Raw genomic sequence first — 25,407 nt, 5'->3', positions numbered from 1 at the left:
ATGTCGACGACACCCGCCGCCCCGACCACCTCCCCCGCTGCCCCCGCCAGCCCCGCCGGCCGCCCGGATGTCGAGGACATCCACCCGGTCACGCCCCTGCAACAGGGCATGCTGCATCACGTGCTGCAGGAACCGGGGGCTGCGATGTATCTGCAGCAATATGCCGCCCTGGTGACGGGGCCGTTCGACCCCGACCTCTATGCCCGCGGCTGGCAGGCCGCGATCGATCGCCATGCGGCGCTCCGCGCCTCCTTCCACTGGCAGGGCTTCGACCGGGCGCTTCAGGTGGTGCGCCGCAAGGCGGTGCTGCCGGTTACGATCGCCGACTGGTCCGACGATGCCGACCCGCTCGCCCGCCTCGACGCCTTCCTGGCCGCGGATCGGGCACGGGGCTTCGCGCTCGACCGCGCGCCCCTCATCCGTCTCGCCATCGCCCGGATCGGTGCCGAAACCCATGCGGTTGTGACGACGCTGCATCACGTGATCGCCGATGGCTGGTCGCTCGGCCTCGCCTTCGGCGATGTCGCCCGGGTTTATCAGGACGGGGGCACCGCCGCCCTCCTGCCGCCTGCACCGCCGCTCAGGCATTATGTCGACTGGCTGGCTGGCCGCGATACCGCCACTGCCCGCGATTTCTGGGCGCGCACGCTTGACGGCGCCACCCCCGCCCGTCTGCCCTTCGACCGCGGCCCGGCCGCCACGGCTGCCGATCCCGAGGATCACGGCCTGGTCGAGCGCAGCCTTTCTGAGGCCGAGACCACGGCCGTCACCACCGCGGCGCGCCGGATCGGCATCACCGAAGCCAGCCTGTTCCAGGCCGCCTGGGGCCTGCTGCTCGCCCGCCACGACGCCCAGCCTGCCGCCCTTTTCGGCATGACCTCGACCAGCCGGCCGGCGGAGATCCCGGGCATCGAGCAGATCTTCGGCCCCCTGCTCGCCATTCTGCCGGTGCCGGTCAGGATCGACGAAGAGGCGCATGCGGCGGACTGGCTGCGGCGCGTCCAGACGCTGCTGGTCGAGCTGCGCCAGCATGATCATCTGCCGTTGACCGCCATCCGCGACGCGGCCGGCATCGCCCCCGGGACCGAACTGCTGAGTTCGATGACCGTGTGGGAGAACATGCCGCTCGCCTCCCTCGACCCCTTCGCCGCCCGCGGCATCCGCTTCACCGAGCGGGCGACTTTTGAGAAAACCAGCTACCCGCTGATGCTCGCCGGCTTTCCCGGCCCGGAAATCCGGCTGCGCCTCGCCCATGACCCGCGCCGGATCACCGGCGCCGAGGCCGGGCTGCTGCTCGACCGGCTGCTCGGGCTGGTCCGGGCGCTCATTGCCGATCCGGATCGCCGGATGGCGGAGATCGGGCTGGAAGCGGCCGGGACCGCCATCATCGACGGCGGGCCGGCGCTGGTGCGGGCAGAGGACGACCTTTTCGACGACCTCGCCCGCAGCCTCGGCGCGCGGGGTGCGGCACCGGCGCTGATCGGGGCCGACGGCACGATCAGCGCGGCGGATCTGCTCACCGATGCGGCGGCCTGGGATACCGCGATGACCCGGGCCGGGCTGAAGACCGGCGACATCCTGGCGCTGGCCCTGCCCCCCGGCCGGGCGCTGGCCGGTGCCCTGCTCGGCGCGCTCGGCCGGGGAGTGATCGCGGCCCCGCTCGACCCCGCCCGGCCGGCAGCCTCGATCGCGAGCCTCGCACGCGACGCCGGCATCCGGGTGCTGGCCGGCACCGGCGACGTCCCGGGGCTCACCCGGCTCGACCCGGCCGCGATCCTGGCCGACCGGCGGGCGCTCGCCGGCCGCGCCGCCGCCCCGGTCCGGCCCGACGGCCGTGCACCGGCCGTGCTGATCCATACCTCCGGCTCCACCGGCCGGCCCAAGGGCGTGCTGCTGGCCCGCGATGCGCTGCTCAACCGGCTGCGCTGGGCGATGGACACCCTGCCCGCGATGCCGGACGACCTCGCCTGCCTCAAGACGTCGCCCGCCTTCGTCGACGGGCTGGCCGAACTGCTCCACCCGCTGGCCGCCGGCTTCCCGGCCCTGGTGCCGGCCCCCGAAACCGCGCGCGATCCCGCAGCCCTGCTGGCAGAAATCCGCCGGCACGGCGTCACCCGCCTGGTGCTCACCCCCTCGGTCGCCGCCACCATGCTGGCTGCCGACGCCGCGCCGGAAACGCCGTGGCCCGTGCGGATCATGCATCTGAGTGGCGAGGCATTGCACAGTTCACTCGTCCAAAAGCTGTACGACCGCCTCGCGCCCGACGCCGTGCTGCTCAATCTTTACGGGTCGAGCGAGGTGACCGCCGACGTAACCGCAACCCGCCTCCCGCGCACGAGCCGGGGGCCGGTGCCGATCGGCCGGCCCCTGCCCGGTGCCCGGCTCAGGGTGCTGGACCCGGCGGGCCGGCCGGTCCCTGCCGGGGCGGTGGGAGAGCTGCATGTCTCGGGCATCGTGCTGGCGCTCGGCTATCATGCCGATCCCGACCGCACGGCAGAAGCCTTCCGCCACACGGAAAGCGGCATCCGCCATGCCACCGGCGATCTGGTGGCGCTGGACGGCGACGGCCGGCTGCTCCATCACGGCCGCCGGGACGGTCAGATCAAGATCCGCGGCCTGCGGATCGAGCCGGGCGAGATCGAGGCCCGGCTGTGCGACCATCCCGAGGTCCGCGAGGCGGTGGCCGCCGCCATCGACCTCGGCCCGTTCAGTGCAGCCGATACGGCCGACAATGCCCCCGACCGCCGGCTGATCGCCCATGTCACGACCAGGCCCGGGCCGGATGGCGATACGGATCCTGCCGCCGATCACCGCCTTACCATCGATCACCGTCTTACCGTCGATCATTGGCGCACGGTCTATGACGGCGAATATGCCGGCATCGCCCGCGACGGCACCGACCCGCTGGCCGATTTCCGCATCTGGCGGAGCAGCTATGACGGCAGCCCGATCCCGGCGGATCAGATGGCCGAATGGGTGGAGACGACCACCGCCCGCATCCGGGCGCTGGCGCCGCGCCGGGTGCTCGAAATCGGCTGCGGTCAGGGCTTCCTGCTCGCCCGCATCGCCCCGGGGACAGAGGCCTATCTCGGCACCGACATCTCGGCCGCCGCTCTCGATACCGTCGGCACGCTCAAGGCCGGGCGGCCCGATCTCGGCCATGTCCGACTTGTCCTCGCCGAAGCGGCCGCGCCGCTGCCCGCGGAGCTGGTACCCGATGGCGGCTTCGATCTGGTGGTGGTCAACTCGGTCGTGCAGTACCTGCCGGGCGTCGATCATCTGGCACGCATGCTCGCCGCGCTGAAGCCGGTCATGGCACCGGACGGGCAGATCCTTCTGGGCGATCTGCGCAATCTTGCCGCCAATCCGGCGCTGCGGACCGACATCCTGTTCCGCACCGCGCCCGATGCCCTGGACATCGCCACGATCCGCGACCGGATCGCCGCGGCCGGGGCCGCCGAGGCGGAACTGGTGCTGCATCCGGCAGCGGTCGCGCGGCTGGCGGCCGGAATCCTGCCCGATGCCGACGTCCAGGTCATGCCGCGGCGTGGCCTGGCCGACAACGAACTCACCGCCTGCCGCTTCGACGCGCTGATCCGGTCAGGGGGTGCCGCTACCGCATCGCTGCCCGCCGCCACCCCCTGGCGGGGCATGGCGGCGCTCGCCGCAGCGCTCGCCGCCGGGCCGGACTCCCTGGCCGTGACCGGCGTCCCTCATCGCCGGCTGGCGGTGCCGCAACGGGCCGCACGGCTGCTCGGCCAGGCGACGGATGCCGGCAGCTGGCGGCGTCTGGTCGCCGATGCCGATGCCGATGCCGACAGCCGCGGCACCGATCCCGAAAGCCTGCATGATCTGGCCGACAGCGCGGGCTATACGCTCGATCTCCAGCTCGATACCGACGGTCTGCGGTTCCGGGCGGTGTTCCGGCGCGGCGCCGACACCCTGCCGGTGGTCTGGCCGGCCGCGGAAGATCCCCGGCCGCTCGACGACCTGGTCAGCCATCCCGAACGGCTGGCGGCGGCGGAACGGCTGACGCTTGCGCTGCGCGCCCATCTGGAGACGGCTCTGCCACCGGCCATGATCCCCGATCTGGTGCTGCTGCATGACGACTGGCCGCGCACGCCCACCGGCAAGATAGACCGCAGGGCGCTGGATGCCGCCGCACGCAGCGCCATCCGCCGCCGTGGCGGGGCGGGTTCGCCACCCGTCACCGCCACCGAACGCCGGCTTGCCGGCCTCTGGGCGGGTCTGCTCAAAACCGCCGGGGTCGCGCGGGAGGATGACTTCCTGGCGCTTGGCGGCAACTCGCTGCTCGCCACCCAGCTCGCCTTCAGCGTCGGCCGGGCCTTCGGCATCGATTTCCCGCTGAAGACGGCCTATGCCGTGCCGGTGCTGGCCGATCAGGCAGCCCTGATCGACCGGATGACGTCAGGCGGCAGCAGTGCCGCGGCCGCCACCGCCATCGTCGATCCGCGCGCGGATCTGTCGCTGGCGGACGACCTCTCCCCGCCGCCCGGGCCGGTTGCATCCTGGCCCGCCGGCCCGGCCCGGATCCTGGTCACCGGCGTTCCCGCCCTGGTCGCAGGCTGGATCCTGGCCCGTACCCTCGACGATCCGGCCGCACGGGTGACGGTGCTCGAAGACGCCGCCAGCGACGCCGCCGCCACCCGCGCGCTCACCGCCCGCCTCGGCGCCTGGGGGCTGTGGACGGCCGACCGCGCCCGGCGGCTGACGGTGATCGCCGGCAGTCCCGGCCGGCCCGGTTTCGGCCTTCCACCCGAAAGGCGGGCGATGCTGGCCCGGGACATCGATGTCGTACTGCACACCGGCGCCCGCATCCACTTCGCCGAGGATTATGCCCGGCTGCGCACCGACAACGTGCTCGGCACCCGCGAGGTGCTGGCCTTCGCGGCTGCGGGCCGGCCGAAGCCGGTACATTATCTGGGCAGTTTCGGCGTCGTCGACCACACGGCCCCCTGGACGGCCCCCTTCGACGAGGCCGGCGATCCGGGCGGGCCCGACGGGCTCGGCACCGGCTATCTCACCAGCCGCTGGGCGGCGGACCATCTGCTTCGCCGGGCGATCGCCCGCGGCTGGCCGGTGATGCTGCACCGCGCCACCACCATTGCCGGCGACCGGCTGGCCCACCGGGTCGATCCGGGCGAGATGACCTGGCGGCTGATCCGGGCCATGGCGCTGGTCGACGCGGTGCCGGAAAGCGGCCGGGTGCTGGATCTGGTCCGCCCCGACGACCTCGCCGATGCCTTCCTGGCCCTGGCCAAGGCCGGGCCCGGGAAGCAGGCCGCACCGGATGCCGGCCGCATCACCCATCTCTCGGGTGGGGCGCCGCTCGACTGGGGGGATGTCGCAGAGGTGTTGCGCGCCCGCGGCTTCCGGGCCCCGCGCATCGCCACCGCCGACTGGACCGCCCGCGTCCGCCGGCTGGCGGCGGCCCGTCCGGGCGATACCGCCCTCGCCGAACTGGTACCGCTGCTTTCCGACACCGACCACATCGACCGCCAGCGGCCGGTCGATGCCAGCCGGACCCATGACCGGCTGGCGGCATTGGGCCTCGGCCTTCCGGCACTGGATCAGGCCGGCCTCGGCCAGTGCCTCGACGCCCTCGCCGGGGCCGGGCTTCTGCCCGCCGCCGGCATCCGTGCCGCCGAATGAGGGCCGATATCATGACCTGGTTCCGTCATATCCGCCGCCATCCCGCCCCGGCCGCCCGGATGGTGGTTCTCCACCATGCCGGCGGCACGGCCGATCTCTGCCGTCCGACCGGCGCCCCGGCTGCGCACTGGACGGCCGGCGTGCCCGGGCAGATCGAGATCTGGCCGGTCGAACTGCCCGGCCGCGGCACCCGCTTCGCTGAACCGCCGGCCGGGTCGATGGCCGAGCTTGCCGCCGATCTGGCCCGCGAGGTGCTGCCGCTCACCGATCTGCCGCTGGTGGTGATGGGCCACAGCATGGGCACGGTGGTGGCGTTCGAACTGGCCCGCCGGCTGGAGGCGGCGGGCCGCGGGCCCGTGCTTGCGATCATGAGCGGCCGCCAGGCACCCCATCTGCCGGCCCCGGACGGTCGCCATCGTCTGCCCCGCGACGGGCTGGTGGCCGAAATGCGCCGCCTGGGCGGCACCCCGCCCGAAGTGTTCGAGCATGCCGAACTGCTGGACTGGGTGCTGCCGGTGCTGCGCGCCGACTACCGCCTGCTCGAAACCCACCGGGTCGATCCCGCGCCCAAACTCGCCTGTCCGATCCTGGCGATCGCCGGCACTGAAGACGCCGACGCCACCCCCGACCGTCTTGCCGCCTGGGCCGGCGTCACCACCGGCCCGGTCGACGTGGTGCAGGTGCCGGGCGGCCACTTCCAGATCCTGGAGCAGGGCCTGGCGATGCAGGCGCCGCTCAGGCAGGCGCTGGCCGGCATCACCGCCGGCCCCCGTCTCACATCATGCCGGGGATCAGCAGCGAGATGATCGGGAAGCCGAGCAGCAGCCCGGTCACCACCGCCTCCAGCACCAGGAAGGGGGCGATGCCGGCAAAGACCTCGCGCAGATCCACCGCATGGCTGCGCGGCACCGAGGCATTGACCATGAAGGCGTTCAGCCCCATGGGCGGCGTCACCAGCCCGATCTCCAGCAGTTTCACCACGATCACCGCATACCAGATCAGGTCGTAGCCCAGATCCGACACGATGGGCAGGGTGATCGGCACCATCAGCAGCAGAATGCCCGAGGGATCGAGGAACATTCCCAGGATCAGGAACAGCACGATGATCGCCGCCATGATCTGCCAGGGCTCCAGCCCGGCATGCTGGGTCCAGCCGATCAGGCCGGAGGTCAGGTCCGAGGCGGCGACCAGGGTGATCAGCACCTTGGCGCCGAAGGCCATGACGAAGAGCTGGGCCGATTGCGAGACCGCCTCCTCCAGCGCCTCGTACATGTCGCTGAGGCGGAGCGCGCCGCGGGCGATGCCGATCAGGGTGGCCGCGATCACGCTCACCGCCGCCGACTGGATGGTGGTGAACAGGCCGGTGAAGATGCCGACCGCGATGATCGCGAACAGCAGGGTCGCCGGCCAGAGGCCGAGGATCGCCCCCAGCATGTCGCGGCCCGAGACCCGCACCGCCCGCCCGGGCGCCGCTTCGGGGCGCAGCCGCACCCAGATCTGCACCGTGATCACATAGCCGAGCAGGGTGAGCAGCCCCGGCAGGATGCCGGCCAGCAGCAACTGGCCCACCGAAACCTCGGCCAGGATCGCGAACAGCAGGAAGGGGATCGAGGGCGGGATCATCGAGCCGACCGTGCCGCCCATCGCCACCGTGCCGGCGGCGAGCCGCCGGTCATAACCGTTGTCGATCATCTCGGGGATCGAGATCCGGCCCATGGCCGCGGCACAGGCGAGGCTCGATCCCGACAGCGCCGAAAACCCGCCGCAGCCGAAGATGCAGGCAACCGCCAGCCCGCCGGGCATGCGGCCCAGCAGCACCCGCATCGACCGGAAAACATCGGTGGTGATGCCCGATTTATGCGCCACGGCACCCAGCAGGATATAAAGCGGGATCGTGCTGAGTTCATAGCTGTGGACGAAGCGGAAGGGGACGTCGGCCAGCACCGACATCATCGGCCGGAGCGCGGCTTCGGGATCGAAGGCCTCGCCCGGATACCAGCCGTAAACCAGGAACAGCCCGGCCACCGCCCCCAGGATCAGGGCGAAGGCGATGGGAACACGCAGCCCCACGAAGCCGAGCACGGCCAGAAAACTGGCACCGATCGCATAGGCCGGGTTCATCTCCCGCTCCCCCCTTCCCTGGCCTGCCCTGCCGCCCCTGCCGTCACCGCCCGCAACAGCTCCAGCAGGCAGGCAGCCAGGCCGCCCGCCAGGCCGATGACCACCAGCAGCCGCCCCGGCCAGGCCATCAGTTCAAGCTCGCCGATATAGAGCGAGCCGCTGAGCCAGGCCCGGTCGAAGGCGATCCAGGCCGCCCAGCCCAGGATGCCGTAGGCGGCGATGCCGCAGAGCGCCGCGAAGATGTCGAGCGCCCGCTGCACCCCCGCCGGCAGGGCCCGTGTCAGCGCCTCCACCGCCACATGGCGCCGGCGGCGGACCAGCAGCCATTGCGGCAGGAAGGCCACGACCACCATGGCCTCGGCCACCAGAAGATCCTCGTCCGGCGGCACCACCCCCACCAGTGTGCCGGCCACCGCGATGCCGACATAGATCACGCTGAAGGCAAGCGCCGCGACGCCGATCGCGCCCAGCGCCTTTTCGGCGAGGTCGAGCCAGGCCACCGGCCGTGCGGCGGCGGTGCTCATTTGCGCGTCCACGGATAGCCCTCCGTCGCCAGCTCGGCCTGATACTTCGCCTGCAGCGCCTTGAACTGGTCGAGCACCGCCGGATCGCCCTTTTCGAGGAAGGCATCGACGGTGATCTTCCCCGCCTCCAGCAGCCGGGCGTGATCCTCGGGCGAGAGGGTGTGGAAGATCACCCCGTGGCTGCTTTCAAGCTCGGCCCGGGCCGAGGCGATCGTCTCGATATTCAGCCGGGCGCCGGCGGTGGACAGCGCGTCTGCGGCCTTGAGCAGCGCCGCCTGGCGTTCGGCCGGCAGGCGGCGGAAGCTGCGCTCGTTCATCACCACGCCGAAGGCCAGATTCTGGCCGAAATCCAGGATGGTGACATGCTTCGCCACCTCGAAATGGCGGAAGGGGATGATGGCGTTGACATAGGTCTGCGCGCAGTCGATCAGCCCGCGATCCAGCGACTGGTAGACATCGGTGAAGGCGACCGAGACCGGGATCGCGCCGAAGGCTTCGAATGCCAGCGAATGCGGCGGGTTGGCGCGGACCTTCCGGCCCTTGAGATCGGCCAGGCCGGTCACCGGGCTGGTGCAGATCAGCACCACCGGCGTGGTGGTGAAATTGGCGATCAGCCGGACGTTCTGATCGGCGAATTCCCGTTTGATCGTCGGGTTGGTGGCCGCCAGTTCCTGCATCACCTTCATGCCGACCCAGGGATCGGAACTGCCCATCGGCAGATCGCCGACCCGAAAGTTGAACAGCTCCGCCGGCGTGCTGACGCCGACCACGGTCCCCATATCGGCAACCCCGTCGCCCACGCCGCGCAGCACGTCGCGCAGTGCGATCAGCGCAGCACCATACGTGATCCGCACATTCAGCTCGCCATCGGTGGCCTCACGCAGCTGGTCGGCGAATTTCACCAGCACGATGCCCTGAACGCCGCGTTCGGTGCCGTATTCGCTGTAGGTGAGCGTCTGGCCCGCCGCGGCCGGCGCCGCCAGGCCCAAGGTCGCCAGGGTGAAGCCGGCCGTCACCACCGCAGTCCTGCGGAGGCGTTTGTATGTGCCCATCATCTTCGTTTTCTCCCGTCAGGTTCCGCGAATCTACGTTCGCGTGAAACTTTTAACTATCTCGTTTAAAATCTGCGAGGATGTCAACAGCCGCGACACGGCGCGGCGCAATTTCCCACCCAGAGAGAGACGAGGCCGGACAGGGATGAGCGACACGGACGGAAGCGAAGCCGGCACGGTGCGGGAGCGGCGCAAGGCCCTGCTGGAGCGTGAAATCAAGGACAAGGCCTGCACGCTGTTCGCGCGCAAGGGCTTCGACGGCACCAGCCTGACCGACATCGCCGATGCGGTGGGGTTGAGCCGGGCGGCGATCTACTACTACTTCGAGAACAAGGAGGCGCTGCTGGAAGCGATCGTCGCCGAGGTGTCGGAACGCCCGATCCAGACCCTGCTTGGCTGCCATGACCGCGCGGCTGCGGGCCCGGCGGAAGAACTCCGCGACATGGTGCGCCGCCATGTCGTCAGCGTCATCGACCGCCAGGTGCTGATGCGGATGATCGCGGTCACCGAGGCCGCCCTGCCGCCCGCGCTCGCCGCGCGCCATGCCGCATCGAAGCGCCGCTATCTGGAAGATTGCCGCCGGATCATCCGCGACGGCATCCGGGCCGGCCTGTTCCGCCCGGTCGACGACCGGGTGGCGGCCCTCGCCGTGATCGGCATGGCCGCCTGGACGGCGCAATGGCACAGCCCCGACCGGCCGCCGGCCCCGGCCGAACTGGCGGAGATCTTCGCCGACATGGCGGTCCGCGCGCTCGAAACCGACCGCAGCGACAGCCCGGCCGGCTCGATCGATGCCCTGCTCGACGGCATGCGCAACCAGATCGGACGGCTGGAGCAGATGCTCTGATCGGCACGATTCTACGAGTCTGAAGAATAATCTACGTTATCGTTGATTCCTGACACCGGAGAGCGCTATGGTCTGATCAAAGAACAGACACGGGAGGAAACCATGCCCAGCGTCCGGACCCCGATCCCGGGTGTCGTCTATCCGTCGGCGGCCGACACCGCCCGCTACGATGCGCTCGGCCTCTTCGACACCCTCACCATGCCCGAAGCCTGGGAGCAGATGGCGGCACGCCATCCCGACCGGGTGGCGGTCACCGATCCCGACGGCAGCTGGACCCTGGGGGAGCTGGATGCCCTGTCGACCCGCCTCGGCGGCGCCCTGCTCGGACTGGGGCTGCGGCCGCTCGACCGGGCGATCTTCCAGATCGCCAACAGCCGCGAGCTGGTGCTCTCTCTGCTCGGCTGCCTGAAGGCGGGCGTGATCCCGGTCTGCACGCTGACCGCGCATCGCGCCCTGGAGATCGGCTATCTGGCGCAGCATTCCGGCGCCCGGGCACATTTCATCTGCACCGACGAGGCCAAATTCGACGCCGCCGGCTTCGCCGAGGACATGCGGCAGGTGGCACCCGGGCTCGACGACGTGATCGTCGCCCGTGGCCCGACCGGAAATCGCCCGGGCTTTCACGGCCTTCAGGCGCTGATCGAAACCACCGACCTCGCCACGGCGCGCGAGCGGCTGGCCGGGGTGGAGCGCGATCCGGCGCAGGTGGCGGTGTTCCAGCTCTCGGGCGGCACCAGCGGCGTTCCCAAGATCATCCCGCGCTTCCACAACGAATATCTCTGGCAGATCCGCAGTGCCGGCGCCTTTCACGGGCTGGATCACCGGACGGTGTCGTTCTCGGCCGCACCGATGATGCACAACGCCCCCATCGTCTGCTACTGGGGCTCGACGCTCTGGGCGGGTGGCGAGGTCGTGTGCATGCCGCATCCCACGCCCGAGATCATGGCGGATCTGATCCGCGCCCGCCGGCCGACGCTGATGGCGGTGCCCGGCCCGCTGATGTACCGCCTGCTCTCGGCCGATCTTCTGGAGGTCGGGGATCTGCGCGCCGCCCTGCAGATCGCCGCCGGAAATGCCCGGCCGCTGGCCGAGAAGCTGGGCGCGCCCACCGTCACGCTCTATGGCATGACCGAGGGCATCATCTGCTACAGCGCCGCCGGCGACGGCCTCGACATCCTCTCGGACACGGTCGGCCGGCCGATCGATCAACACACCGACATCCGTATCCAGGATCCCGAGACCGGCGAGCCGCTGCCGGACGGCGTGATCGGCGAAATGGTCTTCCGCGGCCCCAGCTCCACCCGCGGCTATTACGACGCGGAAGAGCGCAACCGCGAGGCCTTCACCGCCGACGGCTATGTCAAATCGGGCGATCTGATGAGCATCCGCCATATCGGCGGCGTCCTGCATCTCACCTTCGACGGCCGGGTGAAGGACGTGGTCAGCCGTGGCGGCGAGAAGATCAACTGTTCCGAGGTCGAACGCGCCCTGCTCGGCCATCCGCAGATCGCCGCGGTGCTCTGCGTGCCGATGCCCGATCCGCTCTATGGCGAGCGGATGTGCGCTTTCGTCGTGCCGGTGCCCGGCACCACGGCCCCCGACCTGCGCGAGACCGGTGCCTTCCTCGAAAACCTGGGCATGGCGAAGTTCAAATGGCCCGAGCGGATCGAGACGGTGGCCGATTTCCCGCTCACCGGTTCGGGCAAGCCCTCCAAACCCCTGCTGAAGGAACGCATCGCCCGGATCCTGCGCGAGGAGCGCGCCCCCGCCGCCTCCGACGCGCTCGCCTGATCCCGGCGGTGCGAGTGAAGGAGCCTCAGATATGAAGATCGCCATCGTCGGCGGTGGTCCCGCCGGCCTGTTCTTCGCCCGGCTGATCAAGCGCAGCCGCCCGGATGCCGAGGTGCGGGTGTTCGAACAGAATCCGCGCGACGCCACCTATGGCTTCGGCGTGGTCCTGGCCGGCACCGCCCGCGACCGCCTGCGCGAGGTCGACCCCGAAACCCTCGACCGCCTCGCGCCTGCGATGACCTTCTCGGGCAGCCAGAAGATCGGGCTGAACGGCGACAGCCTGATCCTGACCTATCCGGGCTCGTCGGGCGCCATCGCCCGGCTGACCCTGCTGCAGATCCTGGGCCGGCTCTGCGACGAGGTCGGCGTCGAGGTGGTCCACGACCGCCGCATCGCCGGCGCCGCGGATCTCGACGGCTACGACCTGATCGTCGGCGCCGACGGTGCCAACTCGGTCATCCGCACCATCTGGCCCGAGGCCTTCCCGGTCAGATCCCACCAGCTCGGCAACCGCTTCGCCTGGTATGGCGTCGATCGGGCCCTGAAGCCCAATGCGCTGATGTTCCGCTATCACCGTGGCGGCTGTTTCATCGCCCATTACTACACCTATGCCGACGGGCTCAGCACTTTCGTCGCCGAATGCGATGCCCTGACCTGGGAGAGCTGCGGCCTGGACCGCATGACCGACGCCCGGCGCAAGGCCCTGATCGAAGAGATCTACGCCGATGTGCTCGACGGCGGCCGGCTGCTGGAAAACAAGTCGGTCTGGCGCCGCTTCGATGCCCGGATCGCCGAGCGCTGGACCGACGGCCGGGCGGTGCTGATCGGCGATGCGCTTCGCGTCGCCCATTTCTCGATCGGCTCCGGCACCCGGCTCGCCATGGACGATGCCGTGGCCCTGCACGATGCCCTGATCGAGGGCGGCCCGGTCGCCCGGGCGCTCGACCGCTATGTCGCCGCCCGCCGGCCGGTACGCGACCTGTTCACCGATGCCACCGCCCGCAGCTACGACTGGTATGAAGGCGTGCGCCAGGCCATGCAGACCGATCTGGTCAGCTTCGTTCACGACTTCCTCACCCGCACCGGCCGGGTCGACGACGACCGGCTGAAGGCGTATGCGCCGGAGTTCTATGCCCGCCACATCGCCCCGCGCCGTGCGCAGGATGCCGGGCTGGAGCTGACCGCATGATCGCCGCCCCCGACCATCTCCCGGTCCAGGAGGGCATCGTCTCGATGCACCCCTTCGTGGTGCGCCGCACCGCCCGCTGGTCGGATTGTGATCCGGCCGGCGTGGTCTATGCCGGTCGCTTCCCGCTCTACATGCTGGATGCCTGCCATCTCTTCGGCGAGCAGGTGCTGAAGCCCGCCCTGCCGCCCGGCATCAGCCATCGCGCGCCGGGCAAGGGGATCGAGATGGAGTTCCTGAGCCCCCTCTGGCCCGGCGACGTCTTCGATGTCGAGGTCCATCCCGGCGGCACCGGCACCCATACCACGCATCTTCTGATCGCCGCCCGGCGTGTCGATGACGGCCGGCCGGTCTTCATCGGCCGGGTGAGTTCGATCCGCGTCTCCGACGAGGACCGCACCGTCACCACGCCGGTACCGCCGGAGCTGCGCGCCGTGCTCGACGATCAGGCGGCACGGTCGGGCCCCCTGCCCGACATCCTCCACAAGCTTGCCCCCGCCACGCGGTTCGCGAAGGGATGATCTCCTGATGACCAGCCCCGACACAGCGCCCCACCGCCAGGCCACCACCACGGCCGGGCTGCGCGGCACCACATGGGATCCGGCGCGCCTGCCGGCCGGCACACGGATGACCGCCCATGCGCTCACCACGGCGGACGGCGCGCCGGTCACCGGTTTCCTGTTCCGCCGCGGGGCCGAGCGGAGCGTGGTCTGCCTGATGCACCCGCGCGAGCTGGGCGTCACCCAGTATATCGTGCCCGACCTGCTCGCCGCCGGGGTCGCCGTCTGGGTGCAGGGCTCCCGCGCCCCTGGCAACGATATCCGCCTGGAGCACGAAACCGCCCTGCACGACATGGCCGCCGGCCAGGATTTCCTGCGCCGCGAGGCCGGCTTCGCACAGACCGTGCTGCTCGGCATCTCGGGCGGCGGGCCGCTTGCCGCCTATTACTGCCAGCAAGCCGCCCGCGCGCCCGAAGACCGGGTCGCCCGCTCCCCCGGCGGGCGGCCCACCGGGCTCGACCGGGCGGCGATGCCGGCGCCCGACGGGGTGGTGCTGGTGTCCTCGCATCTGGGCCAGGGGGCCCTTCTGCTCGCCTGCATCGACCCGTCGGTGACCGATGAAGACGACCCCCTCTCGGTCGATCCGGCGCTCGATCCCTTCTCCCCCGACAACGGCTTCCAGCCGGCGCCGGACTCATCCTCCTACGCCCCCGATTTCCTGACCCGCTATCGCGCCGCCCAGGCCGCGCGGGTGCGGCGGATCGACGAGAAGGCAAAGGCCCTGCTCGCCCGCAAGGCGGCGGCACGCAAGGCGACCAAAGCCGGCGGCAGCCGCGAGGATGCGATCCTTGCCGCCTTCTCGCCGATCTTCCAGGTCTGGCGCACCGACGCCGATCCGCGCTGCTTCGACCTCTCGCTCGACCCGTCGGACCGCGCCTATGGCACGCTCTGGGGCGCCAATCAGGTGGTCAGCAATTACGGCTCGGTCGGCTTCGCCCGGGTCTGCACGCCGGAAAGCTGGCTGTCGAACTGGTCGGCCTTTTCGACCAACGCCTCGATGGAAGCCTGCGCGCCCGATATCGGCCAGCCGGTGCTGATGATCGAATACACCGGCGACAACAGCGTCTTCCCGGCCGAGGCGGAGCGTCTCTTCGGCCTGATCGGTGCCGCCGACAAAACCCGGCTGCGCGTCCACGGCAATCACCACGGCCGCGCCGTCGCCCCCGACAAGCCCAATGGCCAGATCGTGGCCGGCGACGCCGTCGCCGCCTGGCTGGCCGACAAGGGTTTCGCCTGATCCACCTCGAGGAGGAGCGTTCAGATGACCGCAGACACCATCCATCAGAAGGCCCGCCAGGATACCGCCTTCTCCACCAATCGCGCCTACCGCACCCAGGATCCGGATGTGCAGGTGCTGAAGCCTGCCGCGGAAGACGGGGTGCAGCTCTGCCTGCACGGCGTCGACCACACCGCCCGGCCGACCTGGAAGCTGCGTGAGACGGTGACCTTCTACCGCGACATCCTGGGCCTGAAGCTGATCCACACGATCAGCGCCCGCGGCTGGGGCCAGCAGAACCATCCCGACTTCCTGCACTTCTTCTTCGATGCCGGCAATGGTGCGACCATCGCCTTCTTCTACTATATCGGGACCGACCGGCCCGAGAAGTACATGTCCGAAGACCACTATTTCTATGCGGCCACCCACACCGCATGGGGGGTGGAAAGCCGTGAGGAGCTGGAGCGCTGGAAGGACACGCTGGAGGCCCGGGGCATCATCGTTTCGCCCTACACCCGGCATGAAGGTATCGAATCGATCTATTTCCTCGACCCCAACGGTTATCCGCTGGAGGTGACGCTGCGTCTGCGCGCGATCGAACGGATCGATGCCGAGGACGCCGAGCTGACATTGCGTGCCGCCATCGAGCTTGAGGACGCTGCCCGCGCCTCGGGCACGCGGATGACCGATATCGATGCCGTGTGGCGGCGCAAGGCCGCCCTGGTCGACGCCTGGCTGGAGGAAGCGTGATGCCCCGTCTTTATGTTGTGGATGTGCCTGAATTCAGGCCGCTGGTCGACGTGTCGCGCGGCCGTGACGGCTATCGCATCTCCGAGCCCCGCAAGGGCTACTGGATGATCGAAACCGATGGTCCGATGACGTTCGAACGCAAGGCATTGGGGATGAAGCCCGCGCTCTGGTACGGGATGTTCACCGGCGGCCTGGACGGCGAAGTGGCCGAATGGGGCCGCGACACCGTTACGGTGATCGGCACCAACCAGCCGGCCTGAAGGAGACCGAACCGGGGGGAGCGATCCAGAAAGAACCCGCGGATCAGCCCTTGCGATCGGCCGCCAGCAGCAAAGCCAGCTGTTCGACATCGTCGCGCAGCGCCGCCAGCGCGGCCTTCGGGTCCGACAGCCGGTTGCGGTCGCTGCGCGCCGAGATCACCGATTGGACCGCCATGTCGGCGATCTGCCGCGCCACGGCGGCGAGATCGGCACCACGGCCGGGGGCGAACCAGTTCACCGTCCAGTTCACCATGCCGATGATCGCGAGTGCGGCCACGCGTTCGTCCTGGGCCCGGAACGCCCCCGCCTCCATGCCCTCGCGCAGGATGGCGCGGTATTCCGCCAGCACCCGGCGCTTCGCCTCGATATGGCGCGCGGCCATATCGGGCGGCAGCACGGCCTCGGTCACTTCGATCATCCGCATCTTGAGCTGACGGGTGAGCACGCCCCGCACCCGCATCTCGACGAAGCTGCGCAGCCGCTCGACCGGGTCCTCGGGCGCCGTCTCGCGCCAGGCGGCGCTTTCCGCCAGCGGCGCCGCGGTCGCCTCGACCACGATCGCCTCCAGCAGCGCTTCCTTGTTGCGGAAATAGTAATAGACCGCCGCACGGGTCAGGCCGACGGCATCGGCGACATCGGTCAGCGTGGTGCCGTCGAAGCCCTTGCGGGCGAACAGGATGCAGGCCTGCTCCATGATCTGCTTCTCGACCAGCGCCTTGCGCATGTCGCGCGGGGCATCGGTGGTCTGCGTCTCCGGCGCCTCGGGCGTTCCGTTCGTCGCGGCCTTCGCCGTCCTGGCCATGCGCCTGCCTCTCCTTCGTCGATCCTCGATGACTGTCCTTTTCCTATCACGCCGCAGCGCACACACGCATCGCCTTTCCTGCGCCTGCGTCAGAAACCCTGCGGCAGCGTCTGACGACCTGCCCCCCAAAGCCTGCGAAGGATGACCGATGACCACCCCCAGGATCCACCGGATCGGGCAGATCGTGCCCAGTTCCAACACCACCATGGAAACCGAGATCCCCGCCTTCCTGAACCGCTGGTCGGCGGCGCGCGACGATCTGCGCTTCACCTTCCACGCCTCGCGCATGCGCATGAAACACGTGACCATGGACGAGCTGGCGGCGATGGATGCCGACAGCCGCCGCTGTGCCGCCGAACTCTCGGATGCGCCGATCGATGTCGCCGGCTATGCCTGCCTGGTCGCGATCATGGCGATGGGTCCGGGCTATCACCGCCGCTCCGAAGCCGCCCTCGGCGCCATCGCCGCCGAAGGCGGGCGCCCCTTTCCGGTGGTGACCTCGGCCGGCGCGCTGTGCGACGAACTCACCCGGATGGGCCACCGGCGGGTGTCGCTGCTGATGCCCTATGCCGACGGCCTGGCCCGCATCGTCGCCGATTATGTCGCGGCCGAAGGCATCGAGGTGGTGGACTACCGCAATTTCGGCGTGACCGACAATCAGGAGGTCGGCCGCATCCCCGGCGACCGGCTGCTTGCCGCCCTGGGCGACCTGGATACCGCGGGGGCCGATTGCGTGGTGATGTCGGCCTGCGTCCAGATGCCCAGTTTCGACGTGCTGCAGGCGGCGGGCCGGACGCTCGGCAAGCCGGTCACCTCCACCGCCGAATGCACCGCGCGCAGCATGCTGCGCCGGCTCGGCTACGATCCGGGGCCGCTCACCGCAGACGCCGCGGCCGGCTGATCCTCCGCCGCGCGCTCTGCCCGCCAGAGTGCCGCATAGCGGCCGCCGAGGGCCAGAAGCGCGTCATGGCGGCCGCGTTCCACGATCCGGCCGCCGTCCAGGACCACGATCTGGTCGGCGGCGGTGACGCTGGCCAGGTTGTGGGCGATCACCACCAGCGTGCGGTCCCGGACCAGCTGGTCCAGCCCCGCCTGGACCGCGGCGGCATTGGCGGCATCCAGCGCCGCGGTGGCCTCGTCGAGCAGCAGGACAGGGGCGTCGGCCAGCAGGGCGCGGGCGATCGAGATCCTCTGGCGTTCTCCGCCCGACAGCCGCTGGCCACCCTCGCCCGCCCGGGTGTCATAGCCTTCGGGCAGGGTCAGGATGAAGTCATGGGCCGCCGCCGCGCGGGCGGCGGCCTCCACATCGGCATCCGACGCATCGGGACGGCCCAGGCGAATATTGTCGCGGATGCTGAGATCGAACAGCCAGACATCCTGAAACACCATCGAGATCCGCGCCGCCAGGGCTTCGGGCGGCAGGCAGCGGATGTCGACACCGCCCAGCAGAATCCGGCCGGCGGTGACATCGTGGAAGCGGGCGATCAGCTCGACCAGTGTCGACTTGCCGGCGCCGGACGGGCCGACCAGGGCCACGAAACCGCCGGCCGGCACGCTGAGCGAGATGTCTTCCAGCACCATCGGCCCCCGGGGGCCGTCATAACCGAAGCTCACCCCCTCGAACCGGATGTCGGGGTCAAGGTCAGGCGCAGGCGGAGATGTCCCGGGCGTCGACCTGTCGGGCCCCGACAGAACCGGCATGGGCGCCAGCGCCAGCAGATCCCGCACCCTCTCCGCCCCCCGGCCCATATAGAGCATCTGCACGCGGTGGACGGCGGCCCGGGTCAGGGCATCGTACCAGCGCATCGCCAGGATCATCAGGGTTGCAAAACCGGCAAGACCGAGGCCGCCCGACAGCGCGCGTTCCAGATCCACCGCCACCAGCACGACGAAGGCAAGCTCCGTCATCACCGCGAACAGACCAAGGGCGATGCCGGCGCGCATCTCGACCCCGATCGACAGGTCGCGCAGCCGGCCGAAGGCGGCCGCGACCCGGCCTTCCCGGGCCCGGCCGGCGGCGAAGATCCGGATCGCCTTCAGCGCCTGGACATGTTCCACCAAAAGGGCGCCGGCCTCCGCCGCCAGGGCCAGACGCCGCGCGGCGCCGCCGGTGAAGGCCCTCTCCAGCCAGCGGCTGGCGAGCAGGCCGGCCGGCGGCCCCAGAGCCAGTATCAGGGCCGAGAGCGGATCGATCGCCAATACCAGAGCCAGCACCACGGCCGGTACCGCGATCATCGCCACCAGCTGCCCCAGCGCCTGGGTCAGCATCTGTTCCAGCAGCTGGACCTTGTCGGTGGCGGCATCGGCCAGATCACCCACCCGCCGGGTTACGAACAGGCCAAGCGGCAGCCGGTCCAGATGGGCGATCAGCCGCAGGCGCAGCCCGGCGGTCATCGCATAGACCGCGCCGTGAACCTCGTGGCCGGCGCGCACGCCGCAGAACCACTGCACCGCCAGCGCCGCCACCATCAGCCCCGCAACCCACAGGATCCGCAATCCGTCGAGGGGGCCGGTCACCGCATCGGCGACCGCCCGGTACAGCACCAGGAAGGGCACCGCCGCGGCCAGCCCCTCGGCCACCGTCCAGGCGATGCCGCGCCAGAGCCGCCGCCGCTCCGCCGCCGGGGCCTCATCCAGCACCAGTTTCACGGCTGCAAACATCATGGCCGGTGCTCTCCATCCCCGGTTCCATCGGGGGCCGCCCGCAGCCGCCAGCCACGTGCCGCCGTCTCGGTCCGCCACATCCCGGCATAAAGCGGGCAGCGCGCCAGCAATTCGTCATGGCGGCCCTGATCGACCACCCGGCCACCCGCCAGCACCACGATCCGGTCGGCATCGGCAATGGTCGCCAGGCGATGGGCGACCGCCAGGATGGTGGTCCGACCGCGCAGGCGGCGAAGCGCCGCCAGGATCGCGGCCTCGGTCTCGGGGTCGGCATGGGCCGTCGCCTCGTCCAGCACCAGCACCGGCGCATCGCGGAGCAACGCCCGGGCCAGCGCCAGGCGCTGGCGCTCTCCGCCCGACAGCCGCTGGCCGCGTTCACCAAGCGGCGTGTCATAGCCCCGGGGCAGGCGCATGATCACCTCGTGGATGCCGGCCGCGCGCGCAGCGGCGGCCATCCCGGCCGGCGTCGCATCCGGGCGGGCCAGGCGCAGATTGCCGGCGACACTGTCGTTCAGCAGCTGCACCTCCTGGGTCAGGATCGACACCAGCCGTCCCACCGCCTCGGGCTCCAGCCCGGCCAGATCGACACCGCCGATGGTCACGCGGCCGCGATCGGGGTCGGCGAAGCGCGCGGCCATCTCGGCAAGCGTGGTCTTGCCGGCCCCGCTCGGGCCGACCAGGGCGACGAAATGCCCGGCCGGCACCTCGACGCCGACATCGTCGAGCACCGTCCGCCCGTCGCGGTCCAGCCCCACCGCCTCGTAGCGAAGACAGGGCTCCAACCCCGCAGGCACATCGGGGCGCCCGGGTGTCACGGGGGTGTCGATCAGGGCCAGCGGCGCCGCCAGCCCCGCCTCCAGCAGCTTGAGCAGGGATGCGAGCGTGGTCAGCGCCAGCAGCGGCTGGGCGACGCCGATCCCGGCCATCAGCACCAGCACCATCTCGGGCAGGGTGATCGCACCGCCCGCATGGCGCCACAGCGCCACCGGCAGCATCACCGCAAGACCTGCGCCCAGCGCCACGCGGAACCCGGTCCAGCGGCCGGTGATCGCCGCCCCCATGGCGGTCATCGCCTCGCCATAGGCCCGGACTCTCGCGGCCAGATCGCCAACCGTGCCGCCGCGGCCGGCAACCGATTTCACCACCGCCATGCCCCGGATATGTTCGACCATCGCGCCGTTCATGGCCCCGGCCGCCATCACATAGCGCAGCACCACATCGTCGATGCCGCGCCACATCGCCTTCTGGAACCAGAAGGCCGCCGGCAGGGTGACCACCGCGGCCAGCGCCATCATCGGGTCGATCCAGGCGATCAGCGCCACCGCGGCGAGGGGGGCGGCAATGGCGCCCGCCGCATCCACCGTCTGATGGCCGACCACCAGCTCGATCCGATCCAGATCCTCGTGCAGCGCCTTGCGCAGCGCGCCCGATCCCTCGGCCCCCACGCGGGCGAGCGGCAGCCGGCCCAGCGCCTCGACCACCGCCAGACGGAAGCCGTGGATCACGTCATAGGCGACGGCATGCGACAGCCCGCTTGCCGCCAGCATCAGGATCCAGCGCATCGGCATGGCCAGCACCAGCAGCAGGACCGGACCGGCCAGCCCGACCGCATCCATGGCGGCGGGATCGGCCGCAATCGCCACCGCCCGGCCGACCGCGACCGCCGGCGCCAGGCCGGTGATCGCCGCCAGCGCCGCCAGCGCCACCGCCAGCCACAACCGGTAGCGCCGCCCGCCTGCAAAAGCCAGCAGGCGGCGCAGAAGCCGGACCGCGCTTTGCACCGCGCCCATTGGTCTGCCTCAGAACTTCAGCCGGCCGCGGACACCGAAGGTCCGGGGCGGGCCCATATACCAGGCGGCGCGGGGGGATGCCTCGACATAGCCCCACTGGGCGTAATCCTCGTCGAAGACATTGCGGACATAAGCCGCCAGATCCCAGCGCGGCGTTTCGAGCCCCAGGCGCAGATTGACCACCGAATAGGGCGACTGAGAGATGGTGTTGCCGACGTCGAAATAGCTCCGCCCGGTCAGGGCCCATTCCGCCCGGCCGACCAGATCCATCCCGTCCTCCAGCGGCTGGACATAGCGCGCCGCCAGGTTCAGGTCGTAATCCGGCACCTGCTGGACCTTCTTGCCCCTGGCCCGGATGCCCGACACCTCCTCGGCGGTATACTCGGCATCGATCAGCCCCAGCGCCGCCGAGACGTCGAAACGGTCGGTGATCCAGGCGCGGGCCTGGACCTCCGCCCCCCAGATCCGGACATCGGCATTGTCGTAGAGGAATTGCAGGGTGGCGCCGTCAAAGGTCTGGTACTGCTGGTCGGTGACGTCGCTGTGATAGAGCGCCACGTCCAGATCCAGCCGCTGATCGAACAGATGGCTCTTCATGCCGATCTCGTAGGTCACTGCGGTTTCGGACGCGAAACCGGTGTTCTTCGTGCCGGCGATCGGGTCGCCCAGCCCGTAGACCACAAAACCACCCGGCTTGAAGCCATGGGCGATACGGGCATAGGCGGTGATGTCGGGCGTGACGGCATAGCGGGCCGAGATTGCCGGGCTGAAAGCGACGAAACTGCCCTGCTGATGCTCGATCGCCCGGCCTTCCAGGCCGAAATAACTGCCGTAATCGTCCAGGGTCAGCTCCTTCTCCTCGTGGGTGTAGCGCCCGCCGAGGGTGAAGGTCAGCCGGTCGGTCGCCCGCCAGGCGACATCGGCGAAGGCGGCGTAGCCTTCGATGTCGTAATCGGCCGTGGTGATCGTCTGGCTGGTATAGGTGTCGAAGACATCGTAATAGTCGTACCGGTTGTCATAGCTGGTCCGGTACCAGGTGCCGCCCAGCGTCCAGTAGACCCGCCGTCCGTCATCCGGGGTCGAGAGACGGATTTCCTGCGAGATTTCCTTCGTCCGCTCCGCCTCGTCGCCATAAGACCCCGGCAGACGGCCGAAACCGGCCGTGGCGTTGGAGGTTTCCAGCACATCGCGGGTCTGTGCGAAGGCGGTGATCGAGGTCAGCTCCAGATCGTCGCTCGCCTGCCAGGATGCCCGGAGCGACAGATCGGTCCGCTCCCGCACCGAGCGGAAATCACCCTCGTCATAGATCTTGCGCTTGCCGGGCAGGCCCGTCGACAGCAGCGGCAAGGGAGAGCCGCCGGTCTCGTTGGTATAGGCGATCACCGGTTCCAGCCGCAGCCGGTCATTGGGGGTAGCGACCAGCTTCAGGCGCACCGCTTCGCTGCGCAGCGGATCAAGCTCACCCTTGCCGGGTGCGGTGTTGTCGACATAGCCGTCACGATCGCGCAGGGCCACGGTGACGCTGCCGGCCAGCCTGTCCCTGACCAGCGGCGCCCCCAGATAGAGCCGCGCCTCCTTTGCGGCATAGTCGCCGACACCCAGTTCCAGCTCGGCTTCCGTCCCGGTCATCGACGGGTTGCGGGTGGTGACGTTGATCGCGCCGCCGATCGAATTGCGGCCGTAAAGCGTGCCCTGCGGGCCTTTCAGCACCTCGACCTGCTCGACATCCAGAAGGTCCATCTCGGCCGCGGTCACCGGCCGGAACACCTCGTCGACATAGACGCCGACCGAGGCGGAATCGGGGTTGAAGGTGCGATCGCCCAGGCCCCGGATGGTGAAGGTGCTGTAGCGCCGCGACTGAAGGTTGTCGGCGATCTCGACGCTGGGGACCGCCCGCGACAGGTCACCCACCGTGCCGATGCCGGCCTCTTCCAGCTCCACCCGCGGCAGTACGGTCATGGCGAAGGGCACCTCGTCGGGTGTCTGCTCCCGCTTCTGGGCGGTCACGGTCAGCGCGTCCAGCGTCACCGCGGCGGCGGGCACCGTGCCGCTCACCTGGCGGAGCGTGATCCCGCCACCGGCCACCGCCGCCGCTTCCAGCCCGGTTCCGGCCAGCATGCGCTGCAGCGCCTCGGCCGGGGACATCACCCCCTGAACGGCCGCCGAAGTCCGCCCCGTAACCAGATCGGTCGGATAGACCACGTCCAGCCCGGTCTGGGCGCCCAGATCGGCAAGCGCCTCGGCCAGTGGCCGGGCGGGGAAGCTCAGGGGTCGTGCCGCTGCCGGGTCGGCCAGCGCCTGGGCCTGGGCCGTCCCCGTCATCGCGCTGCCGGCCATCATCGCCGTCGCCGCCCACACCCCCAGCACGATCGGGCACACCACGCCCGCCGCTCCGGCTTTCGAAGGCCTGCCCCGGCTCCGCTGGCCGTCTACATCCCGCTGGCTGTCCATGATCCCGCTGGTTCCTTTCCCGGATGCATCATCCCGTCTGAAGGGAAAGACGTCCGGCAGGGCGGGAACCCTGACGTTAATGGTCCGGGATTTTCGGACATGAGGCAGGTCATGAGCCCGCGACCGGTCAGAGCCGGTCGAGCCGCCCCCTCGGGCTGCGGCCACCGCCGACCGGCGGGCGGGGCCGACCACCAGCGCGGCCGCGGCCCGATGCCAGGGGCAGCTGCCGGCGGCGGGTCGACACAAGGCAGAGCAGCAGGCCCGGCACCAGCAGCGCCAGTCCCACCAGTACCAGCGGGGCCAGAGACGCCATGCGCAGCCCCAGCACCGGCGGCAACATGTCGACCATGAACATCGACACGATCCATAAAAACAGTGCCGATGCCAGGAAGACGATACCAAGGATCAGGAACAGCCATCGCAGGAAGACGATCACTGCATACCTCCAGCCGAAACCACATCGGTGTTGAACGATCGGAGGGGCCGGGCGCCCCCTGAACCGATGGCACCCGGCCCCGGATCACCCCGCCCGGATCAGCCGACCAGATCCAGCGCCATCGCCAGATCCTGAGAGGTGCGCTGGCTGAGGCTGCGGGCCATCGCCTCGGTCTGCTTCTGCTCCAGCACCATGGCCTGGGCGGGGTTTTCCGCCGCCGGCGGTGCGTTGACGATCACCGCTTTGGCCGGCGTCAGCGCGGGCCTCGCGGGGGTGTCGTCCTCTTTCTCCACCGGTGCCGCCGGGGCCGATGCCGCCGCAACCGGCTGATCGGCCAGCAGCGAGGCCAGGACATAGCCGGTCTGGTCGCCCAGGGCCACCTCGGCCCAGCGGTTGCCATTGCCGGCCCGGCCGGTCACCCGAACCTCCTGGCCCTGGCTCAACCCGCCGATCACCGCGTTGCCGGTCGACGGTCCGCTGCGGACATTCACGCTGCCGCGGGAATACATCGTGGTCACGCCCGCCGGCGTCGCCGCGTCGGGATCAGCCCATCCGACCTGCGGCGTCCAGCTTGCCGCCTGGCCCAGATAGGCGTCGGCGCTGCTGTAGCCGCCGGCGCTGGCACGGGCCGAGGCGATCTCCACCACCCGCTTTTCCGAGGTGCCGAGCGCCTTGTTCAGCAGCTCGTCATCGGCCGCGATCGCGGTCTGGATCCGGGTCAACTCTGCCTTGGCCTGCGGGCCCGACAGAATGCCGGAGCTGAACTGTTCGGTGACCTTCGCGATCTGGCTGCGCCGGCAGTCGTAAAGATTGGTGATCGAATTGCGCAGGGTGCTGCTGCGCGCGCCGTACAGCCGGGCATCGGCATCCACTGATGACAGCAGCTCTTCCCGGCTGGATGCCTGATCCTGCTTCGCCTGCAGATAGCCGGCCCCGGCGCCCAGCGCGCCACCCACGGCCGCACCGCCCAGAACCGCCAGCGGATTGACCCTGCCGCCGCTGTTGTGAGAGATCAGCGCCCCCGCCAGCGCCCCAACCAGAGCACCGGTCGCGGCCCCCTTCACGATCGGCTCGTTGAACTTCTCGACCATCTGGATCATCGGCTCCCGCCGGGCCGAGCATGCGTCCGCAGGATCGCTATAGGTGCTGCGCACCCCTGTGGTCACGCAGCCCTGCATCGCCAGAGCGGCGACCGTCACCGCCACCAGACCGGCCCGCCCGGCCGTTTTCCCGGCGCCGCGCGCGTCTCGCAGTCTCGTCTTCATGCCCTTGGTCTCCCTCTGC

19 protein-coding genes are annotated in these 25,407 nt (G+C 70.2%); 10 read left to right on the top strand and 9 right to left on the bottom strand.

The features are described from left to right. Positions 1-5,673, top strand: a complete 5,673-nt coding sequence (locus WI697_RS04105; protein ID WP_345957490.1) for a condensation domain-containing protein — start codon at positions 1-3, stop codon at positions 5,671-5,673. Positions 5,674-5,684: 11 nt separating this feature from the next. Next, a complete protein-coding gene (locus WI697_RS04100; RefSeq protein ID WP_345957489.1) occupies positions 5,685-6,479 on the top strand; it encodes a thioesterase II family protein in 795 nt (264 codons plus the stop codon). On the opposite strand, the gene WI697_RS04095 is transcribed toward WI697_RS04100, so the two are convergent. From WI697_RS04095 to WI697_RS04085, 3 genes are read right to left on the bottom strand one after another with little or no spacing between them, the layout of a single operon-like run. Beyond that, positions 6,448-7,794, bottom strand: a complete 1,347-nt coding sequence (locus WI697_RS04095; RefSeq protein WP_345957488.1) for a TRAP transporter large permease — start codon at positions 7,792-7,794, stop codon at positions 6,448-6,450. The genes WI697_RS04100 and WI697_RS04095 overlap by 32 nt on opposite strands. After that, entirely contained in the window at positions 7,791-8,318 is a 528-nt protein-coding gene (locus tag WI697_RS04090; RefSeq protein WP_345957487.1) for a TRAP transporter small permease, read from the bottom strand. Before WI697_RS04090 ends, WI697_RS04095 begins: the two co-directional genes overlap by 4 nt. Continuing rightward, positions 8,315-9,373 carry a C4-dicarboxylate TRAP transporter substrate-binding protein gene (locus WI697_RS04085; protein WP_345957486.1) on the bottom strand — a complete coding sequence of 353 codons (1,059 nt, stop codon included), beginning with the start codon at positions 9,371-9,373 and terminating at the stop codon, positions 8,315-8,317. The genes WI697_RS04090 and WI697_RS04085 overlap by 4 nt, the downstream gene beginning before the upstream one ends. Before the next feature lie 142 nt (positions 9,374-9,515). On the opposite strand from WI697_RS04085, the gene WI697_RS04080 reads away from it, so the two are divergent. The 7 genes from WI697_RS04080 (at position 9,516) to WI697_RS04050 (ending at position 15,980) form a co-directional block, all read left to right on the top strand. Continuing rightward, positions 9,516-10,217, top strand: a complete 702-nt coding sequence (locus tag WI697_RS04080) for a TetR/AcrR family transcriptional regulator (protein ID WP_345957484.1) — start codon at positions 9,516-9,518, stop codon at positions 10,215-10,217. A gap of 102 nt (positions 10,218-10,319) precedes the next feature. Further along, positions 10,320-12,008, top strand: a complete 1,689-nt coding sequence (locus tag WI697_RS04075; RefSeq protein ID WP_345957483.1) for an AMP-binding protein — start codon at positions 10,320-10,322, stop codon at positions 12,006-12,008. Positions 12,009-12,039: 31 nt separating this feature from the next. Then, positions 12,040-13,197, top strand: coding sequence for an FAD-dependent monooxygenase (locus tag WI697_RS04070; RefSeq protein ID WP_345957482.1), 1,158 nt, complete (start codon positions 12,040-12,042; stop codon positions 13,195-13,197). Then, entirely contained in the window at positions 13,194-13,715 is a 522-nt protein-coding gene (locus tag WI697_RS04065; protein WP_345957481.1) for an acyl-CoA thioesterase, read from the top strand. Before WI697_RS04070 ends, WI697_RS04065 begins: the two co-directional genes overlap by 4 nt. A gap of 7 nt (positions 13,716-13,722) precedes the next feature. Continuing rightward, positions 13,723-14,991: an alpha/beta fold hydrolase gene (locus WI697_RS04060; RefSeq protein WP_345957480.1), complete on the top strand. Its 1,269-nt coding sequence runs from the start codon at positions 13,723-13,725 to the stop codon at positions 14,989-14,991. A gap of 24 nt (positions 14,992-15,015) precedes the next feature. Next, a complete protein-coding gene (locus WI697_RS04055) occupies positions 15,016-15,720 on the top strand; it encodes a VOC family protein (RefSeq protein ID WP_345957479.1) in 705 nt (234 codons plus the stop codon). Then, entirely contained in the window at positions 15,720-15,980 is a 261-nt protein-coding gene (locus WI697_RS04050; protein ID WP_345957478.1) for a hypothetical protein, read from the top strand. Before WI697_RS04055 ends, WI697_RS04050 begins: the two co-directional genes overlap by 1 nt. Before the next feature lie 43 nt (positions 15,981-16,023). Here the strand turns inward: WI697_RS04050 and WI697_RS04045 are convergent, their stop codons facing one another. After that, complete coding sequence (locus WI697_RS04045) at positions 16,024-16,782, bottom strand: TetR/AcrR family transcriptional regulator (protein ID WP_345957477.1); 759 nt, start codon at positions 16,780-16,782, stop codon at positions 16,024-16,026. Positions 16,783-16,930: 148 nt separating this feature from the next. On the opposite strand from WI697_RS04045, the gene WI697_RS04040 reads away from it, so the two are divergent. Then, positions 16,931-17,683, top strand: a complete 753-nt coding sequence (locus WI697_RS04040; RefSeq protein WP_345957476.1) for a maleate cis-trans isomerase family protein — start codon at positions 16,931-16,933, stop codon at positions 17,681-17,683. Here the strand turns inward: WI697_RS04040 and WI697_RS04035 are convergent. The 5 genes from WI697_RS04035 to WI697_RS04015 form a co-directional block, all read right to left on the bottom strand. Next, complete coding sequence (locus WI697_RS04035; RefSeq protein ID WP_345957475.1) at positions 17,641-19,446, bottom strand: ABC transporter ATP-binding protein; 1,806 nt, start codon at positions 19,444-19,446, stop codon at positions 17,641-17,643. The genes WI697_RS04040 and WI697_RS04035 overlap by 43 nt on opposite strands. Then, positions 19,443-21,236, bottom strand: a complete 1,794-nt coding sequence (locus WI697_RS04030; RefSeq protein ID WP_345957474.1) for an ABC transporter ATP-binding protein — start codon at positions 21,234-21,236, stop codon at positions 19,443-19,445. The genes WI697_RS04035 and WI697_RS04030 overlap by 4 nt, the downstream gene beginning before the upstream one ends. A gap of 9 nt (positions 21,237-21,245) precedes the next feature. After that, complete coding sequence (locus WI697_RS04025) at positions 21,246-23,618, bottom strand: TonB-dependent receptor (RefSeq protein WP_345957473.1); 2,373 nt, start codon at positions 23,616-23,618, stop codon at positions 21,246-21,248. 196 nt (positions 23,619-23,814) lie between these two features. Further along, positions 23,815-24,123: a hypothetical protein gene (locus WI697_RS04020; RefSeq protein WP_345957472.1), complete on the bottom strand. Its 309-nt coding sequence runs from the start codon at positions 24,121-24,123 to the stop codon at positions 23,815-23,817. Positions 24,124-24,221: 98 nt separating this feature from the next. Beyond that, on the bottom strand, positions 24,222-25,388 hold the full coding sequence (locus WI697_RS04015; RefSeq protein WP_345957471.1) for an SH3 domain-containing protein: 1,167 nt from the start codon (positions 25,386-25,388) through the stop codon (positions 24,222-24,224). Positions 25,389-25,407: the final 19 nt, after the last annotated feature.

This window comes from Tistrella mobilis (assembly GCF_039634785.1).
GTDB classification, from domain to species: domain Bacteria; phylum Pseudomonadota; class Alphaproteobacteria; order Tistrellales; family Tistrellaceae; genus Tistrella; species Tistrella mobilis.
Note: the sequence above shows the minus strand (reverse complement) of the source record. Positions and strands in the feature narration are given on the sequence as shown.